Consider the following 21,463-nt stretch of genomic DNA (forward strand, 5'->3'; position numbering starts at 1 on the left):
GTGACTCGAAGAGCTGTCACGAGTCCGGGCCGCCCGGCATGCCGCCCAAGTAGGGTCGCGATCGCCACCGCGGACAGCTGAGCAGACAAGAGAGAACCGAATGACCAGAGACAACGACCCGGAGATGGTCGCCGAGCTGGACCGCCTCGACGGGGCAGTCAGGGCAGCGCCCGCAGGGGACACGACGGCGCAGATCGCGCTGTGGCGGCAGGTGACCGGGTTGGAGCACTGGTTCTTCATCGCGCGGGGCTCGGCCGACCAACCCCGCCCCTACGCCGCGGGCGCCGAGCAGGGGCCGATGATCTGCCTCTACAGCAGCGCCGCACGGGCGAACGAAGCCGCCCGCAGCCTCGGGCTGGCCGACGCGGGGGGTGGCGCGGCACCGTTGTTCAGTGTGCCGATGCCTGCCGCGATCGACTACGTCGCCTCGTTCGACAAAGCAGGCGTCGTCGGTGTGGCGCTGGACCATCCGCGGCTCGGTCACTACATCCCGCTCGCCAACCTGGGCCTGCTCAAGGGTTGGATCGAAGGGGCCGCTCGGTGAACGGTGCCGATCCAGGCGACAGCTTCGTCGAGGTGATCGCGCGCGAGGTGGAGGCCGACCCCGGCAACCTGGCGCTGCGTGAGGACTTCGTCACGCTGCTGATGGAGCAGGACCCGGGCCGCGCCGCCACCGAACTGGACGCGTTCGAGGCCCTCGGCGGTGATCCGGCGAGGATCCGCGTGCTGCGGGCCCGACTGATGGCGGCGCGGTTGCGCACCTCGAACCCGACGCCGCCCGCCGAGACCGCGCTGACGGCACGATCCGCGCGACCGGTTCCGGCCCCGGCCGACGATGACCGCCACCACGGCGACGCGGCTGCGTCGGCGTCGCTGTGGGACGCCGAGCGCCCGGCAGTGACGCTGGCCGACGTCGCGGGTCTCGCCGAGGTCAAGCGGCACCTGGACACCGCGTTCCTGGCCCCGCTGCGCAACCCCGAGCTGGCGGCGGCGTTCGGGCAGCGGCCGGGCGGGTCGCTGCTGATGTACGGCCCACCCGGTTGCGGCAAGACGTTCATCGCCAGGGCGATCGCGGGCGATCTAGGGGCGTCCTTCATCCACGTGACCCTCGCGGACCTGCTCAGCAAGTGGATCGGGGAGAGCGAGAAGGCGATCCAGAGCGTGTTCCGCGACGCACGCGCGGCCGCGCCGTGCGTGATCTTCTTCGACGAGTTCGACGCGCTCGGCGGACGACGCACCTCCGGTGGCGGCGGGTCGCAGTCGATGCGGATGCTCGTCACCCAGCTGCTGGAGGAACTCGACGGCGTGGCTGGCGCGAACGACGGCGTCTACTTCCTGGCCGCGACGAACCGGCCGTGGGACATCGACTCCGCGCTGCGCCGACCGGGCCGGATCGACAAGACGGTGCTCGTGCTGCCACCGGACGCGGTCGCCCGAGCGGCGATCGTCCAGGGCGCGCTGGCGGGCAAGCCGGCCGACGACGTCGATGTCGTGGCCGTCGCGGCGGCGACCGAGGGGTTCTCCGGTGCCGACCTCAGCCACCTGACGACCACCGTCCTGCAGCAGGCGATGGTCGAATCGATGGACAGCGGTGCGCTGGTGCCGGTCACCACCGCCGCGACGCTGGCCGCGATCGGCGGCATCACCCCGTCCACGACGGCCTGGTTCGACCAGGTGGCGCCGGTGCTGGAGTACGGCGTCGACGACGGCACCTTCGACCAACTCCGGGCGTACCGGGTCAAGCGGGGCATGCGATGAGGGATTTCGACGTCACGGTCCCCGATGACGGCGATGCCGTGGAGCGGAGCCTGGACCTGGCCTGGGAGCTCTTCGCAGCACAGCCGACGCACCCCAAGGTCGCCGAGCTGGCGTTGCGGGTGCTCGCGGCCCAGCCGGAGCGGAGCAGCGTGTCGCTGCTGCTCGGCAATCACCGCGAGTACTGCGGCGAGGCTGACCAGGCGCGGCGCCTCTACCTCCAGGTGGCTGGTCGCCGCGACGGCCAGTTCATCAACGCGGCTCGTGCCCTCCGGCACCTGGCGCTGGCCGTGCACGATCATCCCGAGGCGCTGCGGTGGGCGCACACCGTGCTGGGCGAGGACCACGAGGAGTGGGACGACTGGGCGGAGCTGGGCTATGCCCGGGCACTCTGCGGGGAGCACGAGGAAGGATGGCGCCAACTCGACGAGGCGGTGGCACTCTGCTCCCGCACGGCGCCGGAACTGCTCGGCAAAGCGCTCGGGAAACGTGCGGTGTACCTGCTGGGGAGCTTCGCACCACCCGACCGGTTCACCCCCGCGGCCGAGGAGGCCATCCGGGCCGACGCGGCGAACTCCTCGGTTGCCCTGCTGCTCGGCTGGGCCTATCTGGTGCAGTACCGGTTCGCCGACGCCGAACGGCTCGGTCTGCGGCTCCTGCGCGAGAACCCGACCGAAGACCTGCTGCAGAACCTGGTGGGGACGGCTCGGACGATGCTGCGGATCGTCGAGAACGCGCACGCCCAGGACATCACGCTGGAGGAGATCCGCCGCGCCGGGGTGATCGAGCTCGGGTGGCGACAACTCCGCGACCAGATGATCGGCGTCGACCTGGCCTCCGCACTGGCGGCGTTGGACGAGGTGATGCCCGCCGACCTGCGCGCCACCCTGCGACCCGGAGCCGCGATCTCCGCTGAGACCGACGGCGACAAGATCGGCTCCATGGTCGCGGAGGACCTGCTGGCCTGGCACGACGGCCAGCAGCCCGGCTCCGGCGCCGTTTGGGGGCCTGCCGAGCCGTCGTTCCGCCTGATGTCGGCAGCCGAGATCATCGCCATGACCACCGAGATCGAGGCCGACCCGGCAGCGCACCCGGACTGGCCGGAGAACGAGGCCTGGGAACAGGTGATGACCGACGACGCCGGGGCGTACCTGGTCGTCGTCGCGTTCGGGGCGCTGGTCAGGCGTCGACCCGGACACCCCGACAAGCCCGTCGCCACGTCGATGGCCGACTGGATCTGGGACCGGGTGGTCGCCTTCGGTGGTCCGGACCCGCGACCGGCGCGCGGGAAGGCCGAGGATCTCCCGACCGACCTACCCTCGTCCCGGGAAGGCCGCTGACCGGCGCAATCGCGACGATGTACGCCGCTCCAAGCGCTCAGATGCCGTCCGCGCCGACTCGATCGCCCAGCAGAGGTGGTCGACCGCCATCCGCTGGGCGTCGGCGCGGGACACCGGCCCGGGGACACCGCCCAGAAGTCGAGGGTCTCCCAGACCGCTCACCGGCGGCGGGAGCGCGCGGCCAGGCCCAGAGCCTGCCCGACATCATGGGTCACCGCGCTCGACCCGAGCGTGCACCTGAACCCCAGGACCGGGATGTCGGAGCACCCGTACGCGCGGTACAACGGTAGCGATGGAGGCTGCGGAGATGACTGAGCTGCGCCCACTAGGTGTGTTCGCCCCGCGCGCGGATGGGGCATCCAGGATCACGATCGACTCGGCGGCACCGCTGATGGGTGCGCTGGCACCGGAGTCGCGCGCGCCGGTGGCCGCCTATCTCCGGGCGGGAACGATCCTCTTCGCGATCATGGAGTACACGACCGACTCCCTCGAACAGCGCTTCGGGGTCTCCGGCGGCTCAGCGGTGCTGAGCGACGGGCTCTACTACTGGCGACTCGACGCGGCTGACTACATCGAGACCTACGGGCTCGCGGTACCCGATGGGGTGGTCGAGCACATGAGCGCGCTGGACTGGCGTCCACCAACCGTCGAAGGCGCCGCGTACGACGAGTTGTACGAGCGCCTGGTCACAGCCTTGCGGGCAGAGCACAACGCGACCGAGGACTGACCGCACCTGATCTGTTCCCCGCGAGCACCCGTTCACTGGGAACAGATTGCGACACGGCCTGCGTCGAGTTCGTTGACCGCACACCGCCCGCCGTGGCCATCGCCTTCGCCCGCGAGGCGCCGACGTCCTGATCACAAGACCAACGTCTACGCCCTGTTCTGGCTCTGCGAAGCCGCAATCCCACACCTGCCCCCGGGCGCCCATCTCACGACCCCAACTGGGGTTTCGCCGGTGGTGTGGCTGAATTCCTGGGAGGCGAGGAAGGTCAGTAGTTGAACGACAGGATGGCTTCTGGTGAGCAGGGGTCCACGAAGATGGACTCGATGCAGACCTTGATCGCGGCCCGTGCGGCCGACGCGTCGACCCGCAGCCTGCGGGAAAGGGGCCCGGAGGCCGAGGTGCTGGTGTGGGCGGACTCGCTCGAGCCAGCACTCTCCCACTTCTGGTTCTTGTAGAAGAAGAACTCGACCTTCACATACGCCTTGCCGTCGCCGGAGCGCAGGTCGGTCCAGTTGGCGCCCACCGTCGCATAGACATTGCCGTTGTTCGCGAAGTCGCCATGTGCCGCCGCGGCGTTCCCCGCGGAGGTCCGGGTGTAGATCGTCCCCCACGGCTTCCCCGCCGCCTGGGCTGCCGGCGCGATCAGCACCAACGACCCGAACACCGTGGCAACGACCGTCACGGTCGCAGCCACAGCTCGCCGAACTCCTACCCTTGTCACAGTTTCCCCTCTCACAGACGTCTGATCCGTCCAGACAACCACCACCGCCACGCCCAGTACCCACTAGTCGTTGTATCGAGGCCTTCGATTCACCCGGTAGCACGAGCGACCGCGGCGCCGAGTGGTGCCTGGCCTGGAGTCGAACCTGGCCGAGGGTGCGTCCGTCGCTGGTGGGTGATGTCCGGTGATCACCACCTCCTGCGTGATCACGGCGTGCGATGATTTCCGCCCCCCGGCGTGTCGGCGCGCGCTAGAGGTTCCGAAGGCAGCAGGCCATCACAGAGAACGTGCTCCAGGTACACAAGCGGAACGCCTGGCTTCGACGAGCCAGTTGAACGAATGGGTGCGAGCGCTCGTCCAGCACCCTGGTGGAGTGCGCGGACTGGAGCAGATCGTTGACCCTATTTCGGCCGATTCGCCAGCCTGCTCCAGTTTTGCTCCACCTGACGCCACCACGGTCCACCCGGAGGGTTGAACAAGATCGCCCGCCGACTGTGGCGCCACAGGGCCGCGCGGGCGTCGAGGTCGGCGGGGATCGAGGGCGCGTGCACCCCGGTCGCCAGCAGCAGCTAGGCCAGCGCCGCCGCGGGGTCGAGCGGCCGTTGGTCCGGGGTGTGGCCGTGCAGGGACAGGAAGATCAGCCCGTCGGGAACCGGTCGGCCAGCCGGTGTACGACGTGCACGGCGAAGGCCGTCTTGCCGACCACGGGCATCCCGTCGACCGCGTAGATCCCGATCACCCGCCCACCGGCCGCCTCGGTGGCCGACACCAAGAGCCGGAGTTCCTCCTCCCGGCCGGTGAACGAGGCGATGTCGCGGCGCGTCGTCAGGACCGGCGAGACCACCGGCTGCGCGCAGCGCCTCGGTCACCGTGTGGTGGATGTGCACCCCGCCGTGGATCACGCCCGCCTGCACGCCGGGGCCCGTGAGGACGCCGGTGACCCGGACGTCTATCCGCTGTCGTGGTGCCCGGTCGTCGGTGCCACCGCTCCGCATGCTCCCCCTCAGGTGGAGGGCCCGTCGGCACCGCGGCCCCCGGCGGCGTCGACGGACCCCGCTCAGAACCGGATCTCCGGCGATCGCAGCTGCGGCGTCGGGAACGGCGCGGGCTCGACGTCCGGGCCGGTGGGGCTCGACGGCGTGTGGGACCGGGGCCCCGCGGTGCGCTGGATCGCCTCGTTGATCAGTGCGCGGATCGCCGCCTCGCCGCCGTTGTGGAAGGCCTCGTGCACCATCTCGTGGACACGGGCGCGGTCCATGCCGAAGGCGGCGGCGATGTCGGCGGCGACGCCCGCCAGGTCGTCGGTGCGCAGGGCGCGGTTGAGCCAGGTGGAGAGTTGGGTGATCAGCGGCGGGTCCGGTGGGCGGGGTGGCAGTTCGTGCCAGAACCACTCCGGCAGGTGGAACGGCTCCGGGCCGGGGATCGGCACCCGCGGCAGTTCCGGCAGGTGCACCGGTGGCGTGCCGCCCGGCGACGGCGTGGGGTGGTTCGTGCCCAGGTCGATGTGGTACTCGCGCCGGGTGATGCTCACGTCCACCTTGCGCAGGCTCGGGTCGTCGGTCTCCGGGCCCTCGGACGGCTCCCCGAGCGAGTACGCGCGGATCTGCGCCCTGGTGTCGTCGTCGGTGATCAGGGACTGCAACCGGTCGCGCACCGCCTCGGCCCGGCGCTGGCCCAGTTCCCGGTTCGCGGCCTCGTCGCCGCGGCGGTCGGAGCCGCCGGTGAGCGTGACGAACCCGCCGAAGGTGAGCGGCTGGGCGTTCAGGTCGGCCGCGATCGCCTCGATCACGGCGACGTGCTCCGCGGTGAGGTCGGCCGAGCCGGTCTCGAAGCCGGTCAGCGACTCCTCGGTCGAGCTGCTCCGCGGTCCGGACCCGGTGTCGCCGGTGGGCAGTGGGCCGCCCGCGAGCCGTTGCCAGGTGAGCAGTCCGGCCACGCCGTCCCCGGAGAGGCCGTGGTGCAGCTGGAAGGCCGCCAAGCGCTGCCGCAACTGGTCGTCGAACTCGCCCATCGCCTGCGCTCCCTAGAATCCGTGGCTGGTCAGCAGGGTGTCGAGGTAGTCGACCCACTCCCCGGAATCGCCGGGCCTGACCTCGGGGAACGAACTCACGTCCACGGCCGCCGCCGCGTCCTGGGCGGGCTGCGCGGCGATCGGCACGCCGTACTGGGCGAAGACCGCGACCTTGTCCGGCTGCCCCTCCGCGTAGGCGATGAACCCGGCGGCCGACGTCCCGGCGCCGTGCTGGTCGGCTTCGTAGCGGAACCACGCCGCGAACTGCTCCCACGACGCGTCCTGACCGTCCCACCGGGGGCCGTGCTCGGGCAAGAACGCCGCCCAGGCCGCACTGTCGTCCGCCGCGGCGGGCTCGACCGCCGCGGCGGTGAGTTCCGCGTGGTAGGCGGGCAGGTCCGTCCCCAGTCGGGCCATCTGCTCGACCGTCCCCGCGGGGTCCACGTCGTTGGCCGCCATGTGCTCGACGAACTGCTCGACCGTCTGCCCGTCGACCCCGGCCGACCCCGCGTTCTCCGCGAGCGCGGTCGAGAACTCCGACCACTCCGGCCTGCCCGCCGCGGCGAGCTGGTCGTGGGTCGCGCGGACCAACTCGAACCACCGCTCTGCGGCGGCGGCGTCATCGTGGTGCACCGCCGTGATCGCGGAACTCAAGGCCGCTTCCATGCGATCGAGGCTAGCCAGATCCGATGATCACGCCCGGGTCCGGCGGGGCGCGCGATCGGGCAGGTCCAGCCGCACTTTCGGGCCGCCCCGGACGGGCTGGGCCCGCGCGGGCGGCGGAGTGCCCGGCCGCGGGTGAGGCACGATGGGGTATGCGGGTCTGGTGGTCGTCACTCAGTGTGCCTCGACGGCGGCTGATGGCCGCCCTGACCACGGTGGTGCTGGTCGGTGCGGTCGTGGTCGGGATCCTCGCCACGCGTGGTCGGGCCGTCCCGACCGCCGTGCAGGACCGGCCCGGGCCGATCCTGCTGGTCCCGGGCTACGGGGGCAACCGCGACTCGCTCGCCGCGCTCGCCGACCGGCTGCGCGCGACCGGCCGGACCGCCACCGTGCTGACCCTGCCCGGCGACGGCACCGGCGACCTCAACGCCCAGGCCGCCGCGCTCGAGGACGCCGTCCGCGCCGCCATCGACGACGGTGCCCCCTCGGTCGACCTGATCGGCTACTCCGCGGGCGGCGTCGTCGTCCGGCTCTGGCTCGCGGGCCACGACACCGCCCGGGCGGCCCGGCGGGTGGTCACCCTCGGTGCCCCGCTGCACGGGACCCGGTTGGCCGGGGAGGGGGGCGTGCTGGTGCCCGGTGCCTGCCCGGTGGCCTGCGCCCAGCTCACCCCGGGCAGCACCCTGCTCACCCAGGTCGACCGGCGGCCGGTCCCGGCGGCGCTGCCGTGGCTGTCCATCTGGACCGACGACGACCAGACCGTCCGACCGCCGGACTCCGCCCGGCTCACCGGCGCGGTCAACGTCGCCGTGCAGCAGCTCTGCCCGGGAGCGGTCGTCGCGCACTCGCAGTTGCCCACCGACCCCCTGGTCACCGGGCTCGTCCTGCGGGCCCTCGCCGGACCGGCGCCGCTGGACCGCGCGCCGACGGGCTGCTAGCTGGTGATGTCCTTGGCGGCGAAGTTGGCCCAGGACGCGCCGAAGAACAGGGCGATGTAACAGGCTTGCAGCACCAGGCCGCTGTCGATGTTGCGCCACAGGATCGGGTCGCGGAAGAAGTCGATCCAGGACAGCCAGTAGTTCGTCGGCAGGTAGGGCTTGATCGAGTCCGCCGCTTGCAGCGTCTGCAGGACCGAACTCGCGATCAACACGGCCAGCGCGGCCAGCGCGGCGCCGATCGCCGAGTCGGACAGGGTGGAGAAGAACAGCGCGATGCTGCCGAACCCGAGCATGCACACCACGATGTAGCCGATCGCGCCAAGCAACCGCAGCGCCAACTCACCCGGGCCCAACGTCACCCCGGACAACGACGTCGCCGCGCCGGACTGCCCCACCGCCTCGGCGCCGGTGCCGAACAGCGCCAAGCCGACCACCAGGGAGGTCACCACCACCATCGTGATCGCGAGCACGATGAACACCGCCAGCGCCACCATCTTCGCCACCAACACCCGCGACCGCGACACCGGCCGCACCAGCAGGTAGCGCAAGGTTCCAGTCGCCGCCTCACCCGCCACCGCGTCCCCAGCGAACACCGCGACCGCCAACGGCAGGAACACGGGCAGCACCAACGCCAACGCCGCCGCGGGGAACAGCGCACCATTGCGCAGCACCGCGGACAGGAACGCCCCACCCTGCCCAGGCGGCGGCGCGAGGTTCGACACGGAGAGCAGCACCGCCACCAAGGCGGGCAACGCGCACAGCAGCCCGATGCTCAGCCACACGCGGGGCCGCGAGGCCAGCTTGCGCAACTCGACGGCGATCACCGCCGCACCTCGCCATCCGGGGCACCGGTGTGGTCACCGGGGTGGAGATCCCCGGAGATCCGCCCCGCCGCCGAGTCCGGCTCGGCCTCGGGATCGGGTCCGCGCCGGTGGGTCGCGCTGTCGCCGGTGCGCCCGGTGGTGGTCGCGTCCGGTTCGCCCGGCGTCTCGCCGGGAAGGTGGTCCCCGGTCGTTGGTCGCTCGGCGACCGTCGGGTCTGGTTCGCGTGGATGATCGGTGCGGTCACCACCACGGGTGGGTCTCGTGCGCCGCTGGGCCGCGCCTGGGTCCGGTGGCCGGTCGACGCGGTCGCCGCTGTCCCCTGTGGACTCCAGGACCACCTGCTCCAGGGTCCGCCGCAGCTCCGCGATCCCCGACACCCGCAGCCCCCGCCGCACCAGTTCCGCGTTCAGCTCCGCCGCGTCGGCGTGGCGCACGGTCAACTCCTCGCCGTCGCGCGCGACCACCCGCCCGGCCAGCAGCGCCGCCACCGCCGCGACGTCCGGACTGCGGACCAGTACCTGCCCCGTCGGCGCTCGCAGGTTGTCCAGGTCGTCCTGCAGGACCATCCTGCCGCGGTCCACGATCCCCACCCGGGTGCACAGCAACTCCACCTCGGCGAGCAGGTGGCTGGACAGGAACACCGTGGTCCCGCCCTCGTTCAGCGCGATGAGCAGGTCGCGAATCTCCCGGATCCCCTTGGGGTCCAACCCGTTCGTCGGCTCGTCGAGGATCAGCAGGCTCGGTCCGCGCAGCAGCGCGGCGGCCAGGCCGAGGCGCTGGCGCATGCCCAGCGAGTAGGCCGACACCGCTCGTTTGTCCACACCGGACAGTCCGACGCGGGCCAGCGCGTCCTCCACCCGGTCGACCCGGCCCCGCCGCCCGCCACCGGGACCGGCCGCGTCGAACAGGGACAGGTTCCGCCTACCCGAGAGGTGCGGGTAGGCCGCCGGACCCTCCACCATCGCGCCCACCCGGGGCAACACCCGGGCCGCGGCGGCGGGCATCCGCTCGCCCAGCACCTCGATCTCGCCCGCGGTGGCGTGCACCAGCCCCAGCAGCATCCGCACCAGCGTCGTCTTGCCCGAGCCGTTGGGCCCGAGGAACCCGAACCGGTCACCCGCGCGCACGTCCAGGTCGACCCCGTCGACCGCGGTGATCCGACCGAACCGCTTGGTCAGCCCGCGGGTCCGGATCACCGGCCGCGCCCGGACTGGGCGATCAGCTCGGTCGCGGCGGCGCGCAGGACGACCGTGTCGACCATCCCGACCAGCAGGTACCACCGGCGGACCCGCTGCGCCCGCACGACGACCACCGACAGCGGGGCGACCGCCAACGACACGACCCGCCCATTCGGCACCGTCTCGTCGCGCGCCCCGGCCTTCCCGCCCGCGTCCGCCGCGGCCAGCCCCACCTCGCGCGGCACCGGCAGCGCCACGAACGAGGACAACCCCGTCCCGTACACACCCACCCCGCGCACACCGGCACCGTCGGTCTGCCGCAGCGACCGCCCGGCCAGGCTCGCGGGCACGTCGTCATCGCCGAGCGCCCCGAGCGCCCCGGCCAGATCGGGTGCCTCGACGGTGCTGAACCCGGAGTCCCGCCCCACGTCCGGGGTCAGCACGTCATCCCCCGGCCGGTCCGGGGCGAACTCCTCGAAGGCGCTGACCAGCACCGGTCGTTCCGCACCCCGCGGCGTCACCTCGACCAGCACCGGCACCCCGCTCGCGGCGTCCACCCACACGTCGACCCGCCCGATGGTGGTGTCCGGATCGGCGGGCACGAGCCGCAACCCCTCGGCCCGGCGCCCCGCGACCGCCCGCGCGCCCAACCCGGACACCGCGTCGCCCGCGGCGGTCGCAAGCAGCCCGCGGGCCAGGTCGGGGGGCAGGAGGTCACCGGCGCGCGGCACCCGGACCGGCGGTGTCCCGACGAGCTGGGTCACCTGGTCGGCGCCGTAGTCCCAGACGAACTCGCCGTCGGCGGTCCGGTAGGTGTCCCGCTCGCCGACAGTGGAGAGCACGTCGAACCGCCACCGCTCCGGCGAGTCGTACCAGGACCGCACCGTGGTCACCCCGGTCACCAGCGCGGACACGTCCTCCAGCTTCGGCAGCACCGGCAACGGCAGCGACCCCCGGATCACCGCCACCCCCTGGTGGGCCTGGCGATCCGAACGTGCCACCCGCTCCCGCAACGCACTCGCGTCGACCGTCCCGGCCGGAGCGGTCACGGCGGTCACGATCGCGGGTGTCCCCAGCACGACGGCCAGGGCCGCGACGAGCACACCCCACCGCCAGCTACCACGAGTCCGGATACCCGCCACGACCACCACCGATCCACCACCAGCGACGATACGTCGCCCTGGACACCCGCGCCGGACGCGTGCCTCCCCGGGTGGCGGGACCTATCGCGGGACCCCGGTGCGACCGATCGCGTCGGCGAGGCGGTCGAGGCCGGCGAGCAGCCAAACAGGTCGAATGAGCCAAGAACACCGGCGCCCGCAAGAGCTACACCTATCTGCACCCCGCTGTCGACGGGTTACTCCCGCCTGGCCTCCATCGAGGCGCTGCCGGACGAGAAAGCCCGTGGAACCAACGTCGACCCAGCCCGCCCCGAGCAGAACAGCGGAGGCGCCTACTCCACCGTTCAGGACCAGCACCACGCCTACTCCTGGCGCCGTGTCCGCCGACCCTCCAAGCCGACCGCCCCGACACCGGGGGCGGCCAATCGTGCCGTTAGCGCCCAGTGCCAACCGTGCTCCACCGGCGATTCGAGGTCGTACGTGCCGCGCTCGTCCATGCGCCAGGTAGCACCACCGGGTTGAGACCCGGCGCGACGGCATCTGTGGCGCGCATTACCAGGATCCGCTGGAGCAGCTTCTGCCCCCTTTTCAGCGTCCATTCTGGACACTGCTCCACTCTTGCTCCAGCCAATCGCGCAAACGTCCACATGACACAGATAAACAAGATCGCCCGCCGACCGTATTCACGCAGGTCAGCGGGCGATAATGATAGATATTCAGTTGTGGAGCTGAGGGGACTCGAACCCCTGACCCTCACACTGCCAGTGTGATGCGCTACCAGCTGCGCCACAGCCCCAGGTCAGTCACACCGGCGACTGCTCCCGGCGTGCTGCGCATACGTTACAACACCGGGTTGCCGGGACAAAAATCGGGGGTGGGTGGCCCGGCCCCTTCCCAGGTGGGGCCGGGAGTGTTAGACCGGTGGGCGTGACCGGAGTGGACTTTCCAGCGATGGTGGACCCCGCGGCCGAGGGCATGGACCGGCAGCGGCGGCGCGACGTGCAAGAGGGTGCGCTGCGCGGGCTGGTCGACCGGTTGCTCGACGCCGGGGGTATGCAGGCGGGGCGGTTGCGGGACAGCGGGGTGACCTCCGGTGGCGACGTCACCCTGGACGAGCTGCACAAGCTGCCGACCGTTGGCAAGCGCGACCTGTGGGAGCACTACCCGCACGGGTTGAGGGCGGTGGAGGCTGACGAGATCGTCTGCGTGCACGGCTCCTCCGGGACCGGCGGTAGGCCGACCCTGATCCCGTACACCGCGCACGACCTGGGGATTTGGGCTGAGGTGGTGGCGCGGGCGCTCGGGGGCGCCGGGGCCACCAACCGCAGCGTTGTGCACAACGCGTACGGGTATGGGTTGTTCACGGGTGGGGTGGGGATCCACCACGGCGCTATTCGGCTGGGTGCGACCGTCGTGCCGATGTCCGGCGGGATGACCGAACGGCAGGTGCGCCTTGTCCAAGACCTGCGCCCCGACGTCCTGACCTGCACGCCCTCGTACGCGATCCACCTCGGTGAGGCGATGGCCGCGGCGGGAGTGGTGCCGACCAGTCTCAAGGTCGGGGTGCACGGCGCCGAGCCGTGGACGCACGAGATGCGGTTGCAGATCGAGCGGTTGCTGGGGATCCGCGCGCTGGACATCTACGGGCTGTCGGAGATCATCGGCCCGGGGGTGGCCTGCGAGTCGCTCGACTCCGAGGGCATGCTCAACATCGCCGAGGACCACTTCTACCCCGAGTGCGTCGACTCGGACGGGCTACCGGTGCCCGACGGCACCCCCGGTGAGCTCGTCTTCACCACGCTCACCAAGACCGGTATGCCCCTCTTGCGCTACCGCACCGGGGACGTCGCCACGCTCGCGCCGCCGGTCGAGGGATCGCAGCGGACGTTGCGGCGGATGTCGAAACTGCTGGGCCGCAACGACGACATGTTGGTGATCCGCGGCGTGAACGTGTTTCCCACCGAGGTGGAGGCCGTCCTGCTCTCTGACGGCCGCGTGCTCCCGCACTACCTCGTCGTCGAGGACCGGCGGGTGGCCGCGCGCGCCGAGCTGCGGGTGGCTGTCGAGCCGGTGGCCGGGGCCGACCCCATCGAGCTGCGGGCGGCGCTTGACGCGGCTCTAAGGGAACGGCTCGGAATCGGGTGCGACGTACGGGTGCTCGAACCGGGCAGCGTGCCGCGGACCGAGGTGGGCAAGGCGCGGCGCCTGGTCCGGTGGACCGAGGGCCCCGCGCCACTGCCCGGCCTCGCTTAGCGCTACCGCCTAGGCGGCTGGCGGACGGAGTACCTGCGTGGCCATTCCCGTAAGCACGCACAGCACACCGCGCTGCTGGTGCACCACCTGTTCTCCGGGTGCTGGTGGCTGACCTCGCCGAGGCGCGGCGGGCGGTCACCGGTGCACGAACGACGCTGTTCACCATGGCGCTGGTCGTGATCGGCATCAGCCGGTTCGTCGACTCCGGGCTGTCCGCGTCGCTGCCGCACGACAGCGGGGGCTGGTGTTCACACCCAGTCCGAAGGCCCCCACATCGCGACGTCTCGGGCGGGCTCAGCCCTGGCTGTTGCCGACCAGGTTCGCCAGCCACCCCTTGTTGGAGGTGTCGACGACCTTGTTGTCCACCGCCACCGTCGGCGTGCCGAAGCCCTTCTGGCCGTTGCCGAAGTCCTGCTGCAGGTAGTCCGTCGACTTGATCTGCTGGTAGGCGGCGCTCACCTCGGCGTCGTACTTGCCCGCGCGCACCCCGTCGGCAAACGTTTGCGAGCTCAGGCCGACGGCCTTGCCCAGGTCGATCAACTGGTCCTTGGTCCACCCGCGGGCGCCCTCTTCCGGCTGGTCGCCGAAGAGGCTCTTGTGGAACGGGAGGAACTTGCCCTCGTCGGCGGCGAGCAGCGCCGCGTTGGCCGAGTCGGTGGAGTAGCCCGCCGGGTCCGAGCGGGTGTTGAGCAGGTTGACGATGTGGTAGCGGACCTTGACCGTGCCCGCTGTCAGCTTATCCTCGATCTCCTGCCCGTAGGTCTTCTCGAAGTCCCCGCACACCGGGCACAGGAAGTCCTCGTAGACGTCGACGGTGACCTTCGCGCTGTCCTTGCCGACCAGCACCGTCGCGCCGTCGCGCTTGACCGGGACGTCGAAGCCCACGGTGGCGACCTTGATGGCGCTGCCCGCCGTGGCGTCCTTCTTGCTGTTGGTGTAGATCACCCCGCCGATCACCGCGGCGGCGATGACCAGGACGACCAGCACGCCGATGATGACCTTGTTGCGGTCGCCGCCCGCCTTGCGCGCGGCCACCACCGGGTTCTTCGCCGCGGGCCTCGTGCCCGCTCCCTGGTTCTGCCGACGCTTGCGCGCGTTGCGCTCCGCTCCGCCCACCTGACCCGATCCTCCCTAGCTCGTCCGCACCGGCTCCTCGACGCGGCCCGCGAGCCTGCCGTCGAGCGAGAACCGGGTGCGCGGCCTGACCATCAGCCACACCGCCAGCGCCAGGAACCCGATGTCCCTGGCGATTTCCTCCGGGTACCGCGTGTCGCCCTGGGCGACCGGACCGCCGCCGCCGAAGCAGCCGCAGTCGATGCTGAGCCCGCGCGCCCAGGACTGGGCCACCGCGGCGATGAACGCCAGCAGCACCAGCCCGGACAGCACGGCCGTGAGCCGGGTGCCCAGCCCCACGAGCAGCAGCAGGCCCAGCGCGAGCTCGAGGAACGGCATGGCGGCCGCGACCACGCTGACCACACCGCCGGGCAGCACGTCGTAGGCCTGCACGGCGATGAAGGTCTGGTTCGGGTCGGCCACCTTGAGCCCGCCGGAGACCAGCCAGACCGCGGCCAGTCCGAGGCGGGACAGCGTGCCGACGACGTCGAGCACCGTCCCTTTCGTCACGCTCCAGGAGGCTACCCGCGCACACTGAGCGCAACCTGAGAAGCTGGACCCGTGATCGCCCTCGCCCAGCTCCCGGACCTGCCGGTCCGCGCTGCCCTGGGCGAGATCACCCGGACGGTGGACGCCGCGGGCGTCGCGGTGCTGGTCGCGCCGCCCGGCACCGGCAAGACGACGCTCGTGCCGTTGGCGTTGGCCGACGCGGGCAAGGTCGTGGTGGCCGAGCCGCGCAGGCTCGCCGCACGCGCGGCGGCCGCGCGCATGGCGGCCCTCTTGGGCGAACCGGTCGGTCGCACGGTCGGCTACGCGGTGCGCGGCGACCGCAAGACGTCCAAGGACACCCGCATCGAGGTAGTGACGTCCGGGTTGCTCGTCCGACGACTGCAGAACGACCCAGAACTATCCGGTGTGGACACTGTGCTGCTCGACGAGTGCCACGAGCGCCACCTCGACGCCGACCTGCTGCTCGCCCTCCTCTTGGACGCCCGCGATGGCCTCCGCCCGGACCTGCGCCTGCTCGCCACTAGCGCCACCGTCGCCGAAGGCAGACTTGCCGAGCTGCTCGGCGGGGCACCGGTAATTCGCGTTGCGGCGCGGACGTTTCCGGTGGAAATGCGCTACCTGGCGCCCCTTAGGGGCGAACGGATCGAGCAGTGCGCCGCAAGAGCAGTACGGGCAGCAGTGTCCGAACTAGACGGTGACGTCCTGGTCTTCTTGCCCGGTGCGGCAGAGATCCGCCGTGTGACTGAGGCGTTGCGCAGTATCGACGCAGACGTCCTCCCGTTGCACGGCAGGCTATCCACGGCGGACCAAGACGCCGCGCTAACACCCGGTCCGCGCAGACGGGTAGTGCTATCGACGGCGGTGGCGGAATCCAGTTTGACGGTGCCCGGCGTGCGAATCGTGATAGATGCTGGCCAGTCGCGCGTAGCGCGGGTGGATCACCGGCGCGGTCTATCCGGTCTCGCGACAGTAAGAGTGTCCGCGGCGGTAGCCGACCAGCGGGCGGGCCGCGCGGGTCGGGAAGCGCCCGGTTGGGTCTACCGGTGCTGGCCAGAGCACGAGCACGCGACACTCCCCCGCTACCCCGAACCGGAGATCCGCACCGCCGACCTCACCCGGCTCGCCTTGGAGCTGGCTTGCTGGGGCACCCCGGACGGCACCGGTTTGCGCTGGTGGGACCCACCGCCCGCCGGACCGCTGGCAGTCGGGCGGGAGACCTTGACCGCGCTCGGCGCCTTGGCCGACGGCAAGGTCACCGCGCGCGGCACCGCCATGGCCCGCCTCGGCCTGCACCCTCGGCTCGCCCGCGCGCTCTTGGACGGAGCGGCGAAACTGGGCGCGGACAACGCCGCCGAGGTAGTCGCGATCCTCGACGACGACGGTCTTGCCGGAAGCACCGACCTCGACTCGAGCCTGCGCGCGCTCCGCAACGGCTCACCGTCAACCACCCGGTGGCGACGCGAGACTCGTCGCCTAGCCGCGTTGGTCGAAGGTCCGCGCGGCAAGACAAACGACCCTGCGCTGGTAACCGCTCTTGCGCACCCAGAACGCCTAGCGCGAAGACGTTCCGCGAGCACACCGGTCTACCTGATGGCGGGTGGCACTGCCGTCGAGCTCCCACCCGGCAGCGGTCTAGGGGACCCCGAGTGGTTGGCGGTCGCGGTCGCGGACCGACCACCGGGTGCCGCGCACGGTCGAGTCCGGTTGGCCGCGCGCGCGGACGAGCAACTAGCCATCGCCGCCGCACCCGCGCTACTGGTCACCGAGGAGCAGGTCGCTTGGGTCGACGGTGACGTGGTGGCGCGCCGGGTCCGCAGGCTGGGCGCCATCGTGCTGCACGAGCGCGCGCTGCCCAATCCGCCCGGCGACGCCGTCCGCGCCGCGGTACTGGATGGGCTGCGCAAGTCCGGCTTGGAGCTGGTGCGCTTTTCCGCCGCCGCCCAATCCCTGCGCGAACGCCTCGACCTGCTGCACCGCACCCTGGGCGACCCGTGGCCCGCCGTCGACGACAACGCTCTGCTCGCTAACGCCGAGAGCTGGATCGGCAACGCCCGCGACCGCGCGAGCCTAAGCAGACTGGACATGACTAACGCGCTGCGGGTTCTCCTACCGTGGCCTGCGGCTACCCGGTTGGAAGAGTTGGTGCCAGAACGGGTAGAGGTTCCTTCCGGGTCCAAGGTGCGCTTGGACTACTCCGGAGACTCCCCCGCGCTACCGGTAAAGGTGCAAGAGGTCTTCGGCTGGACGTCCAGCCCGACGGTAATAGACGGACGAGTGCCCGTAGTCCTCCACCTGCTGTCGCCCGCCGGTAGACCTGTCGCGGTTACCGGCGACCTCGCGTCGTTCTGGGCCTCGGGCTACCGGCAAGTGCGCTCGGAGCTGCGCGGCCGCTACCCCAAGCACCGCTGGCCGGAAGACCCGATGGCCGCGCCGCCCACCCGGCACAGCATCCAGCGCAGGTCCTGACCTCGGCGAGTACCGAGACAAGCCCCGGTGCCCTGGAGCATGCTGTCGGGGTGAGCACGCAGACACACGCGGGCACCGGGGTGTGGTTCCGGCTGGCCGTCCTGCTCAAGGGCGCCGACGGGGTACTGCAGGTGCTCACCGCGTTCCTCCTGCTGGTGGTGCCGCCGTCGGTGATCACCGGGGTGGCCAACGCGGTGATCACCCGCGACCTGGTGGGCGACCACGACGGCACCCTGGCCCACCACCTCTCCCGCGCCGCGCAGGACTTCGCCGACGGCGGTGGCACCCGCACGTTCGCCATCGTCTTCCTACTGCTGCACGGCCTGGTGAAGATCGGGCTGGTCACCGCCCTGCTCAAGCGGATCAGGCCGATGTACCCGGTCGCCGCGGTCGTGCTCGGCCTGTTCGTCGGCTACGAGGTCTACCGCGCGATCCGCACCGGCTCGATCGGGCTGCCGGTCTTCGCCGCGATCGATGTGGTGATCATCGTGATGATCGTCCGCGAGTACCGGCGGCTGCCAGTGGGCGGTTTGTCCGGCTGAGTCGCGCGGGTACGTGACGGGGTATGCGGCAGAGTGGACCCGAGGGCGGCCTGACGGGCTGGGCGTTGGACGTGATGGACACCCTGGGCGGGCCCGGCGCCGGACTGCTGGTGGCCGCCGAGAACCTGTTCCCGCCGCTGCCCAGCGAGGTGTTCCTCCCGCTCGCGGGCTTCGCCGCCAGCCGGGGCGGCATCAGCCTGTTCAGCGCGATCTTCTTCACCACGCTCGGCTCCCTGGTCGGCGCGCTGGCGCTGTACTGGCTCGGCGCCCGGCTCGGCCGGGACCGGCTGCGCGCGCTGGTCGCCAGGGTGCCGCTGCTCGACGTGTCCGATGTGGACCGGTCGGAGCGCTGGTTCGCCGAGCACGGCGGCAAGGCGGTGTTCTTCGGCCGGATGGTGCCGGTGTTCCGCAGCCTGATCTCGATCCCCGCCGGGGTCGAGCGGATGCCACTGTGGCGGTTCGCGCTGCTGACCGCCGGGGGAAGCCTCGTGTGGAACTCGGCGTTCGTGCTCGCCGGGTTCCTCTTGGGCCAGAACTGGCACCTCGTCGAGGGCTACGCCTCGGTGTTCGAGTACGCGGTGGCCGGTACCGCCGTCCTGGCCATCGGCTGGTTCGTGGCGAAACGGCTGCGCGCGCGACGGCGATGACCAACCGGGCCGCTGTTCGGGCGGGCCGCCCAGGCCCACCGCTGTGAACCACCTCACCGCGGCGGGCCAGAGCACGCGCCGGACCCGGCCGGGACTGGTTCGATGGGGACTCACTGCGGAGGAGGAGCCCATGCGGCGGTTGGTGGTCCTGCGGCACGCGAAGTCGGCCTGGCCGGAGGGCGTGCCCGACTACCGGCGTCCCCTCAACGACCGCGGCAGGCGCGACGCCCCGGCGGTCGGCAGCTGGTTGGCCGAGCACCTCGACGGTATCGACCTGGCCCTGGTGTCCCCCGCGACCCGGACCCGGCAGACCTGGGAACTGGCCTCGGCGGAGTTACCGGCGGTCCCACCGACCACTTTCGACGAACAGCTCTATGGCGAGGGCGCCGACTCCATCCTGGCCGTGCTGACCACCCTCGCCGACTCCCCCAAGACGGTCCTGCTGATCGGCCACAACCCCGACCTGGAAGACGTCGTGGAGACCCTCACCGGCACCCGCCCGATCTTCAAGACGAGCAGCCTCGCCCTGCTGACCTGGCACGGCAAACACCTCACCACCACCCCCCACTCCGCCATCCTCACCCACACCGAAACCATCCGCGCCTAATCAAGGGATGCTTTAATCCCTTTCAGGGATGATTTAATCCTTTCTCGCCGGTGCGGCGACCCTTCCTTTCCCACGCGCTATTCTCGGCGAAGTTCACGAGGCGGAGCGCGCGGAGGACTGGGTGGCGAAGGACGGGGCAGCGGTCGCCGATGTGGTCAACGCCCGCATGAAAGACCTGAAGATGACCCAGACGGCACTCATGGAGCGCGCGGGCCTCTCCAAGTCCACCGTCCGGGAAATCCGTGGCGGCGTGGTCCGGGAGAATCGGAGCACCCACACCCTCCAGGCGATTTCCCAAGCCCTGGGTTGGCGCGCGGACTACCTGCACAAGGTCGAAGCGGGCGAGAACCCCTCAGCGGAAGCCGAGCCCACCGCAGAAGAAGCCCTCAAGAACCACATCGTCGACATCATGCAAACCCACCTCGGCGCCCAGACAGCCATCCTGACCGAAATGAACCACACCCTCAACCGCCTGGCTGACGCATTCCTCCCCAAATCCCCCGACCACCTACCGCCCCACATCGACTGAGAACCACCCACTCGAACGCGATCGCCAAAGCCGTGAGCACCCCAGCCCCAATGCGATCGCCGAAGGCGTAAGCGAACCCACCCACCAACTCCCGCATCCCGATGCGATCGGCGAAGCCGTGAGCGAGCCCCACCCCACCCAACTCGCTCACCCCCGATGCGATCGGCGAAGCCGTGAGCGAGCCCCCCACCCGACCACGCTGGTTCGGCCACCGATCGCACCGTGGGGGTCTGGGGGCTCGGCCCCCAGAAATTGAAACGGACGACCCGGCCTGCGCTTTCCGCAGGCACGAGCCGCCCGAGTCCGTGGAGGTGCCGGGAATCGAACCCGGGTCCTCTGTCGTTTCACCAGGACTTCTCCGTGCGCAGTTCGCTATGCCTCTACTCGACCCCACCGATCACGCGAACAAGCCGGTGTGACGGGCCCAGTCACTGTGAGTTTCCCGTTCAGGCCCCGTGACCGGGACTGGCGGTGAGCCTCCTAGCTGATGCCGGCTACCGGGGCGGAGGCATCCCCGGGCCGACAGACTCACACTCGCTTAGGCAGCGAGGGCGAAGTCAGCGCGACTGTTAGTCTTGGCGCTTATTGGTTTGCGAGCGACGCTTGAGGTGGTCATCTCGCCTGCACCTGCACGCTTCTCCTGACTAGACGTCCAGAGTCGAAACCGTTCACCCCCGTGTGGGTAGGGACTGTCTTGCTCCCCCCACCTTAGCCCCTCCGGCCGCTCGGATCATCCCGGATACCGGTGGTGGGGCCAGCCCTACCACGACCCCGGTGGCGCCCCCCATGGAGAAGGGCCCCTCCAGGGGTGATGCTGGTGGTCAACGGCACGAGGAGGGGACGAAGATGACCACCATCCACAGCGACGGCACCCGGCCGCGCCCGTCGGTGTTCGGCTCGCTGGGGTACCTGCTGATGAACCTGGTCGTGGGCATCCTCGGCTTCGTGGGGATCGTGACCGCCTGGGCGGTCGGGGCGGGCACCGCGGTGGTGTGGGTGGGGCTGCCGGTCTTGGCGCTCGCCATCCTCGGCACCCGCGGCGCCGCGCGGGTCGAGCGGGCCAGGGTGTACGCGATGCTCGACACCTACATCGCCACCCCGTACCCACCGCTGCCGGTCACCGGGCGGTGGAAGGCGCGGCTCAAGGACGGCGCGACCTGGCGGGACACCGCCTACTTCGTCCTGCTGCTGCCGATCGGCGTCGCCGAGTTCTCGATCATGATCGCGCTCTGGTCGGCTTCCGCGTGGCTGGTGGCGCTGCCGCTGGTCTACCGCTTCCTGCCCGACGGCGCCTGGCTGCTCTGGGACACCGACCACCCGCGCATCGTGGTCGACTCGTTCCTCGAGGCGCTGCCCTTCGCCGGGGCCGGGCTGGTCCTGCTGGCCCTCACGGTGCCGCTGACCAGGGCGATGGGCGCCGCGCACGCGGTGTTCGCGCGGTCGGTGCTGGGGCCGTCGCAGGCCAAGATCCGGTCGCTGGAGCCGTGGGAGTCCGACGGCGTGCGGGTCGGGGTCTGA

21 protein-coding genes, 1 tRNA gene and 1 other RNA gene are annotated in these 21,463 nt (G+C 71.1%); 12 read left to right on the top strand and 11 right to left on the bottom strand.

Annotated elements, in window-relative coordinates; all coding sequences use genetic code 11:
* Positions 1-100: 100 nt before the first annotated feature.
* The 4 genes from QSK30_RS25720 to QSK30_RS25735 all read left to right on the top strand — a co-directional run bounded on the left by QSK30_RS25720 (position 101) and on the right by QSK30_RS25735 (position 3,822).
* A complete protein-coding gene (locus tag QSK30_RS25720; protein WP_285506539.1) occupies positions 101-544 on the top strand; it encodes a hypothetical protein in 444 nt (147 codons plus the stop codon).
* Positions 541-1,758 carry an ATP-binding protein gene (locus tag QSK30_RS25725; protein WP_285506540.1) on the top strand — a complete coding sequence of 406 codons (1,218 nt, stop codon included), beginning with the start codon at positions 541-543 and terminating at the stop codon, positions 1,756-1,758. Before QSK30_RS25720 ends, QSK30_RS25725 begins: the two co-directional genes overlap by 4 nt.
* The gene (locus QSK30_RS25730) at positions 1,755-3,095 is read left to right on the top strand and encodes a tetratricopeptide repeat protein (RefSeq protein ID WP_285506542.1); all 1,341 of its coding nucleotides are present in this window, start codon (positions 1,755-1,757) and stop codon (positions 3,093-3,095) included. Before QSK30_RS25725 ends, QSK30_RS25730 begins: the two co-directional genes overlap by 4 nt.
* Before the next feature lie 307 nt (positions 3,096-3,402).
* Positions 3,403-3,822: a hypothetical protein gene (locus QSK30_RS25735; protein WP_285506544.1), complete on the top strand. Its 420-nt coding sequence runs from the start codon at positions 3,403-3,405 to the stop codon at positions 3,820-3,822.
* Positions 3,823-4,087: 265 nt separating this feature from the next.
* Here the strand turns inward: QSK30_RS25735 and QSK30_RS25740 are convergent, their stop codons facing one another.
* The 4 genes from QSK30_RS25740 to QSK30_RS25755 form a co-directional block, all read right to left on the bottom strand.
* The gene (locus tag QSK30_RS25740) at positions 4,088-4,516 is read right to left on the bottom strand and encodes a hypothetical protein (RefSeq protein ID WP_285506545.1); all 429 of its coding nucleotides are present in this window, start codon (positions 4,514-4,516) and stop codon (positions 4,088-4,090) included.
* Positions 4,517-5,180: 664 nt separating this feature from the next.
* Complete coding sequence (locus QSK30_RS25745) at positions 5,181-5,387, bottom strand: hypothetical protein (protein ID WP_285506547.1); 207 nt, start codon at positions 5,385-5,387, stop codon at positions 5,181-5,183.
* A gap of 213 nt (positions 5,388-5,600) precedes the next feature.
* Positions 5,601-6,554, bottom strand: coding sequence for an OmpA family protein (locus QSK30_RS25750; RefSeq protein WP_285506550.1), 954 nt, complete (start codon positions 6,552-6,554; stop codon positions 5,601-5,603).
* A 12-nt stretch (positions 6,555-6,566) separates the two neighbouring features.
* On the bottom strand, positions 6,567-7,220 hold the full coding sequence (locus QSK30_RS25755) for a hypothetical protein (RefSeq protein WP_285506552.1): 654 nt from the start codon (positions 7,218-7,220) through the stop codon (positions 6,567-6,569).
* A 194-nt stretch (positions 7,221-7,414) separates the two neighbouring features.
* On the opposite strand from QSK30_RS25755, the gene QSK30_RS25760 reads away from it, so the two are divergent.
* The gene (locus tag QSK30_RS25760; RefSeq protein ID WP_285506554.1) at positions 7,415-8,155 is read left to right on the top strand and encodes an esterase/lipase family protein; all 741 of its coding nucleotides are present in this window, start codon (positions 7,415-7,417) and stop codon (positions 8,153-8,155) included.
* On the opposite strand, the gene QSK30_RS25765 is transcribed toward QSK30_RS25760, so the two are convergent.
* From QSK30_RS25765 to QSK30_RS25780, 4 genes are all read right to left on the bottom strand, one after another.
* Positions 8,152-8,979: an ABC transporter permease gene (locus QSK30_RS25765; protein WP_285506555.1), complete on the bottom strand. Its 828-nt coding sequence runs from the start codon at positions 8,977-8,979 to the stop codon at positions 8,152-8,154. The two genes, QSK30_RS25760 and QSK30_RS25765, sit on opposite strands and share 4 nt — an antisense overlap.
* On the bottom strand, positions 8,976-10,175 hold the full coding sequence (locus QSK30_RS25770) for an ABC transporter ATP-binding protein (protein ID WP_285506557.1): 1,200 nt from the start codon (positions 10,173-10,175) through the stop codon (positions 8,976-8,978). The genes QSK30_RS25765 and QSK30_RS25770 overlap by 4 nt, the downstream gene beginning before the upstream one ends.
* Positions 10,172-11,260 (bottom strand): hypothetical protein, encoded by a 1,089-nt coding sequence (locus tag QSK30_RS25775; RefSeq protein WP_285506558.1) that lies wholly within the window; start codon positions 11,258-11,260, stop codon positions 10,172-10,174. The genes QSK30_RS25770 and QSK30_RS25775 overlap by 4 nt, the downstream gene beginning before the upstream one ends.
* A gap of 741 nt (positions 11,261-12,001) precedes the next feature.
* Positions 12,002-12,074: transfer RNA gene (locus QSK30_RS25780), tRNA-Ala, on the bottom strand.
* Positions 12,075-12,229: 155 nt separating this feature from the next.
* Between QSK30_RS25780 and QSK30_RS25785 the strand changes: the two genes are divergently transcribed.
* On the top strand, positions 12,230-13,531 hold the full coding sequence (locus QSK30_RS25785; RefSeq protein WP_285506560.1) for a phenylacetate--CoA ligase family protein: 1,302 nt from the start codon (positions 12,230-12,232) through the stop codon (positions 13,529-13,531).
* Between the two features lie 294 nt (positions 13,532-13,825).
* Here the strand turns inward: QSK30_RS25785 and QSK30_RS25790 are convergent, their stop codons facing one another.
* Together QSK30_RS25790 and QSK30_RS25795 are read right to left on the bottom strand one after the other, a co-directional pair.
* A complete protein-coding gene (locus QSK30_RS25790) occupies positions 13,826-14,647 on the bottom strand; it encodes a DsbA family protein (protein ID WP_285506561.1) in 822 nt (273 codons plus the stop codon).
* A 15-nt stretch (positions 14,648-14,662) separates the two neighbouring features.
* Complete coding sequence (locus QSK30_RS25795) at positions 14,663-15,154, bottom strand: MauE/DoxX family redox-associated membrane protein (RefSeq protein ID WP_285506562.1); 492 nt, start codon at positions 15,152-15,154, stop codon at positions 14,663-14,665.
* 51 nt (positions 15,155-15,205) lie between these two features.
* Between QSK30_RS25795 and hrpB the strand changes: the two genes are divergently transcribed.
* The 5 genes from hrpB to QSK30_RS25820 all read left to right on the top strand — a co-directional run bounded on the left by hrpB (position 15,206) and on the right by QSK30_RS25820 (position 19,945).
* The gene (gene hrpB / locus QSK30_RS25800) at positions 15,206-17,620 is read left to right on the top strand and encodes an ATP-dependent helicase HrpB (RefSeq protein WP_285506564.1); all 2,415 of its coding nucleotides are present in this window, start codon (positions 15,206-15,208) and stop codon (positions 17,618-17,620) included.
* A 50-nt stretch (positions 17,621-17,670) separates the two neighbouring features.
* Positions 17,671-18,162 (top strand): DUF2127 domain-containing protein, encoded by a 492-nt coding sequence (locus tag QSK30_RS25805; RefSeq protein ID WP_285506566.1) that lies wholly within the window; start codon positions 17,671-17,673, stop codon positions 18,160-18,162.
* A gap of 23 nt (positions 18,163-18,185) precedes the next feature.
* The gene (locus QSK30_RS25810) at positions 18,186-18,809 is read left to right on the top strand and encodes a DedA family protein (protein ID WP_285506568.1); all 624 of its coding nucleotides are present in this window, start codon (positions 18,186-18,188) and stop codon (positions 18,807-18,809) included.
* Positions 18,810-18,939: 130 nt separating this feature from the next.
* Complete coding sequence (locus QSK30_RS25815; RefSeq protein WP_285506570.1) at positions 18,940-19,416, top strand: SixA phosphatase family protein; 477 nt, start codon at positions 18,940-18,942, stop codon at positions 19,414-19,416.
* 121 nt (positions 19,417-19,537) lie between these two features.
* Positions 19,538-19,945 carry a helix-turn-helix domain-containing protein gene (locus QSK30_RS25820; RefSeq protein ID WP_285506572.1) on the top strand — a complete coding sequence of 136 codons (408 nt, stop codon included), beginning with the start codon at positions 19,538-19,540 and terminating at the stop codon, positions 19,943-19,945.
* A gap of 303 nt (positions 19,946-20,248) precedes the next feature.
* Here QSK30_RS25820 and ssrA read toward each other — a convergent pair.
* Positions 20,249-20,621, bottom strand: a transfer-messenger RNA (tmRNA) gene (gene ssrA / locus QSK30_RS25825).
* 170 nt (positions 20,622-20,791) lie between these two features.
* Between ssrA and QSK30_RS25830 the strand changes: the two genes are divergently transcribed.
* On the top strand, positions 20,792-21,463 hold the full coding sequence (locus tag QSK30_RS25830; RefSeq protein WP_285506573.1) for a sensor domain-containing protein: 672 nt from the start codon (positions 20,792-20,794) through the stop codon (positions 21,461-21,463).

This window comes from Actinokineospora sp. NBRC 105648 (assembly GCF_030269645.1).
GTDB lineage: Bacteria > Actinomycetota > Actinomycetes > Mycobacteriales > Pseudonocardiaceae > Actinokineospora.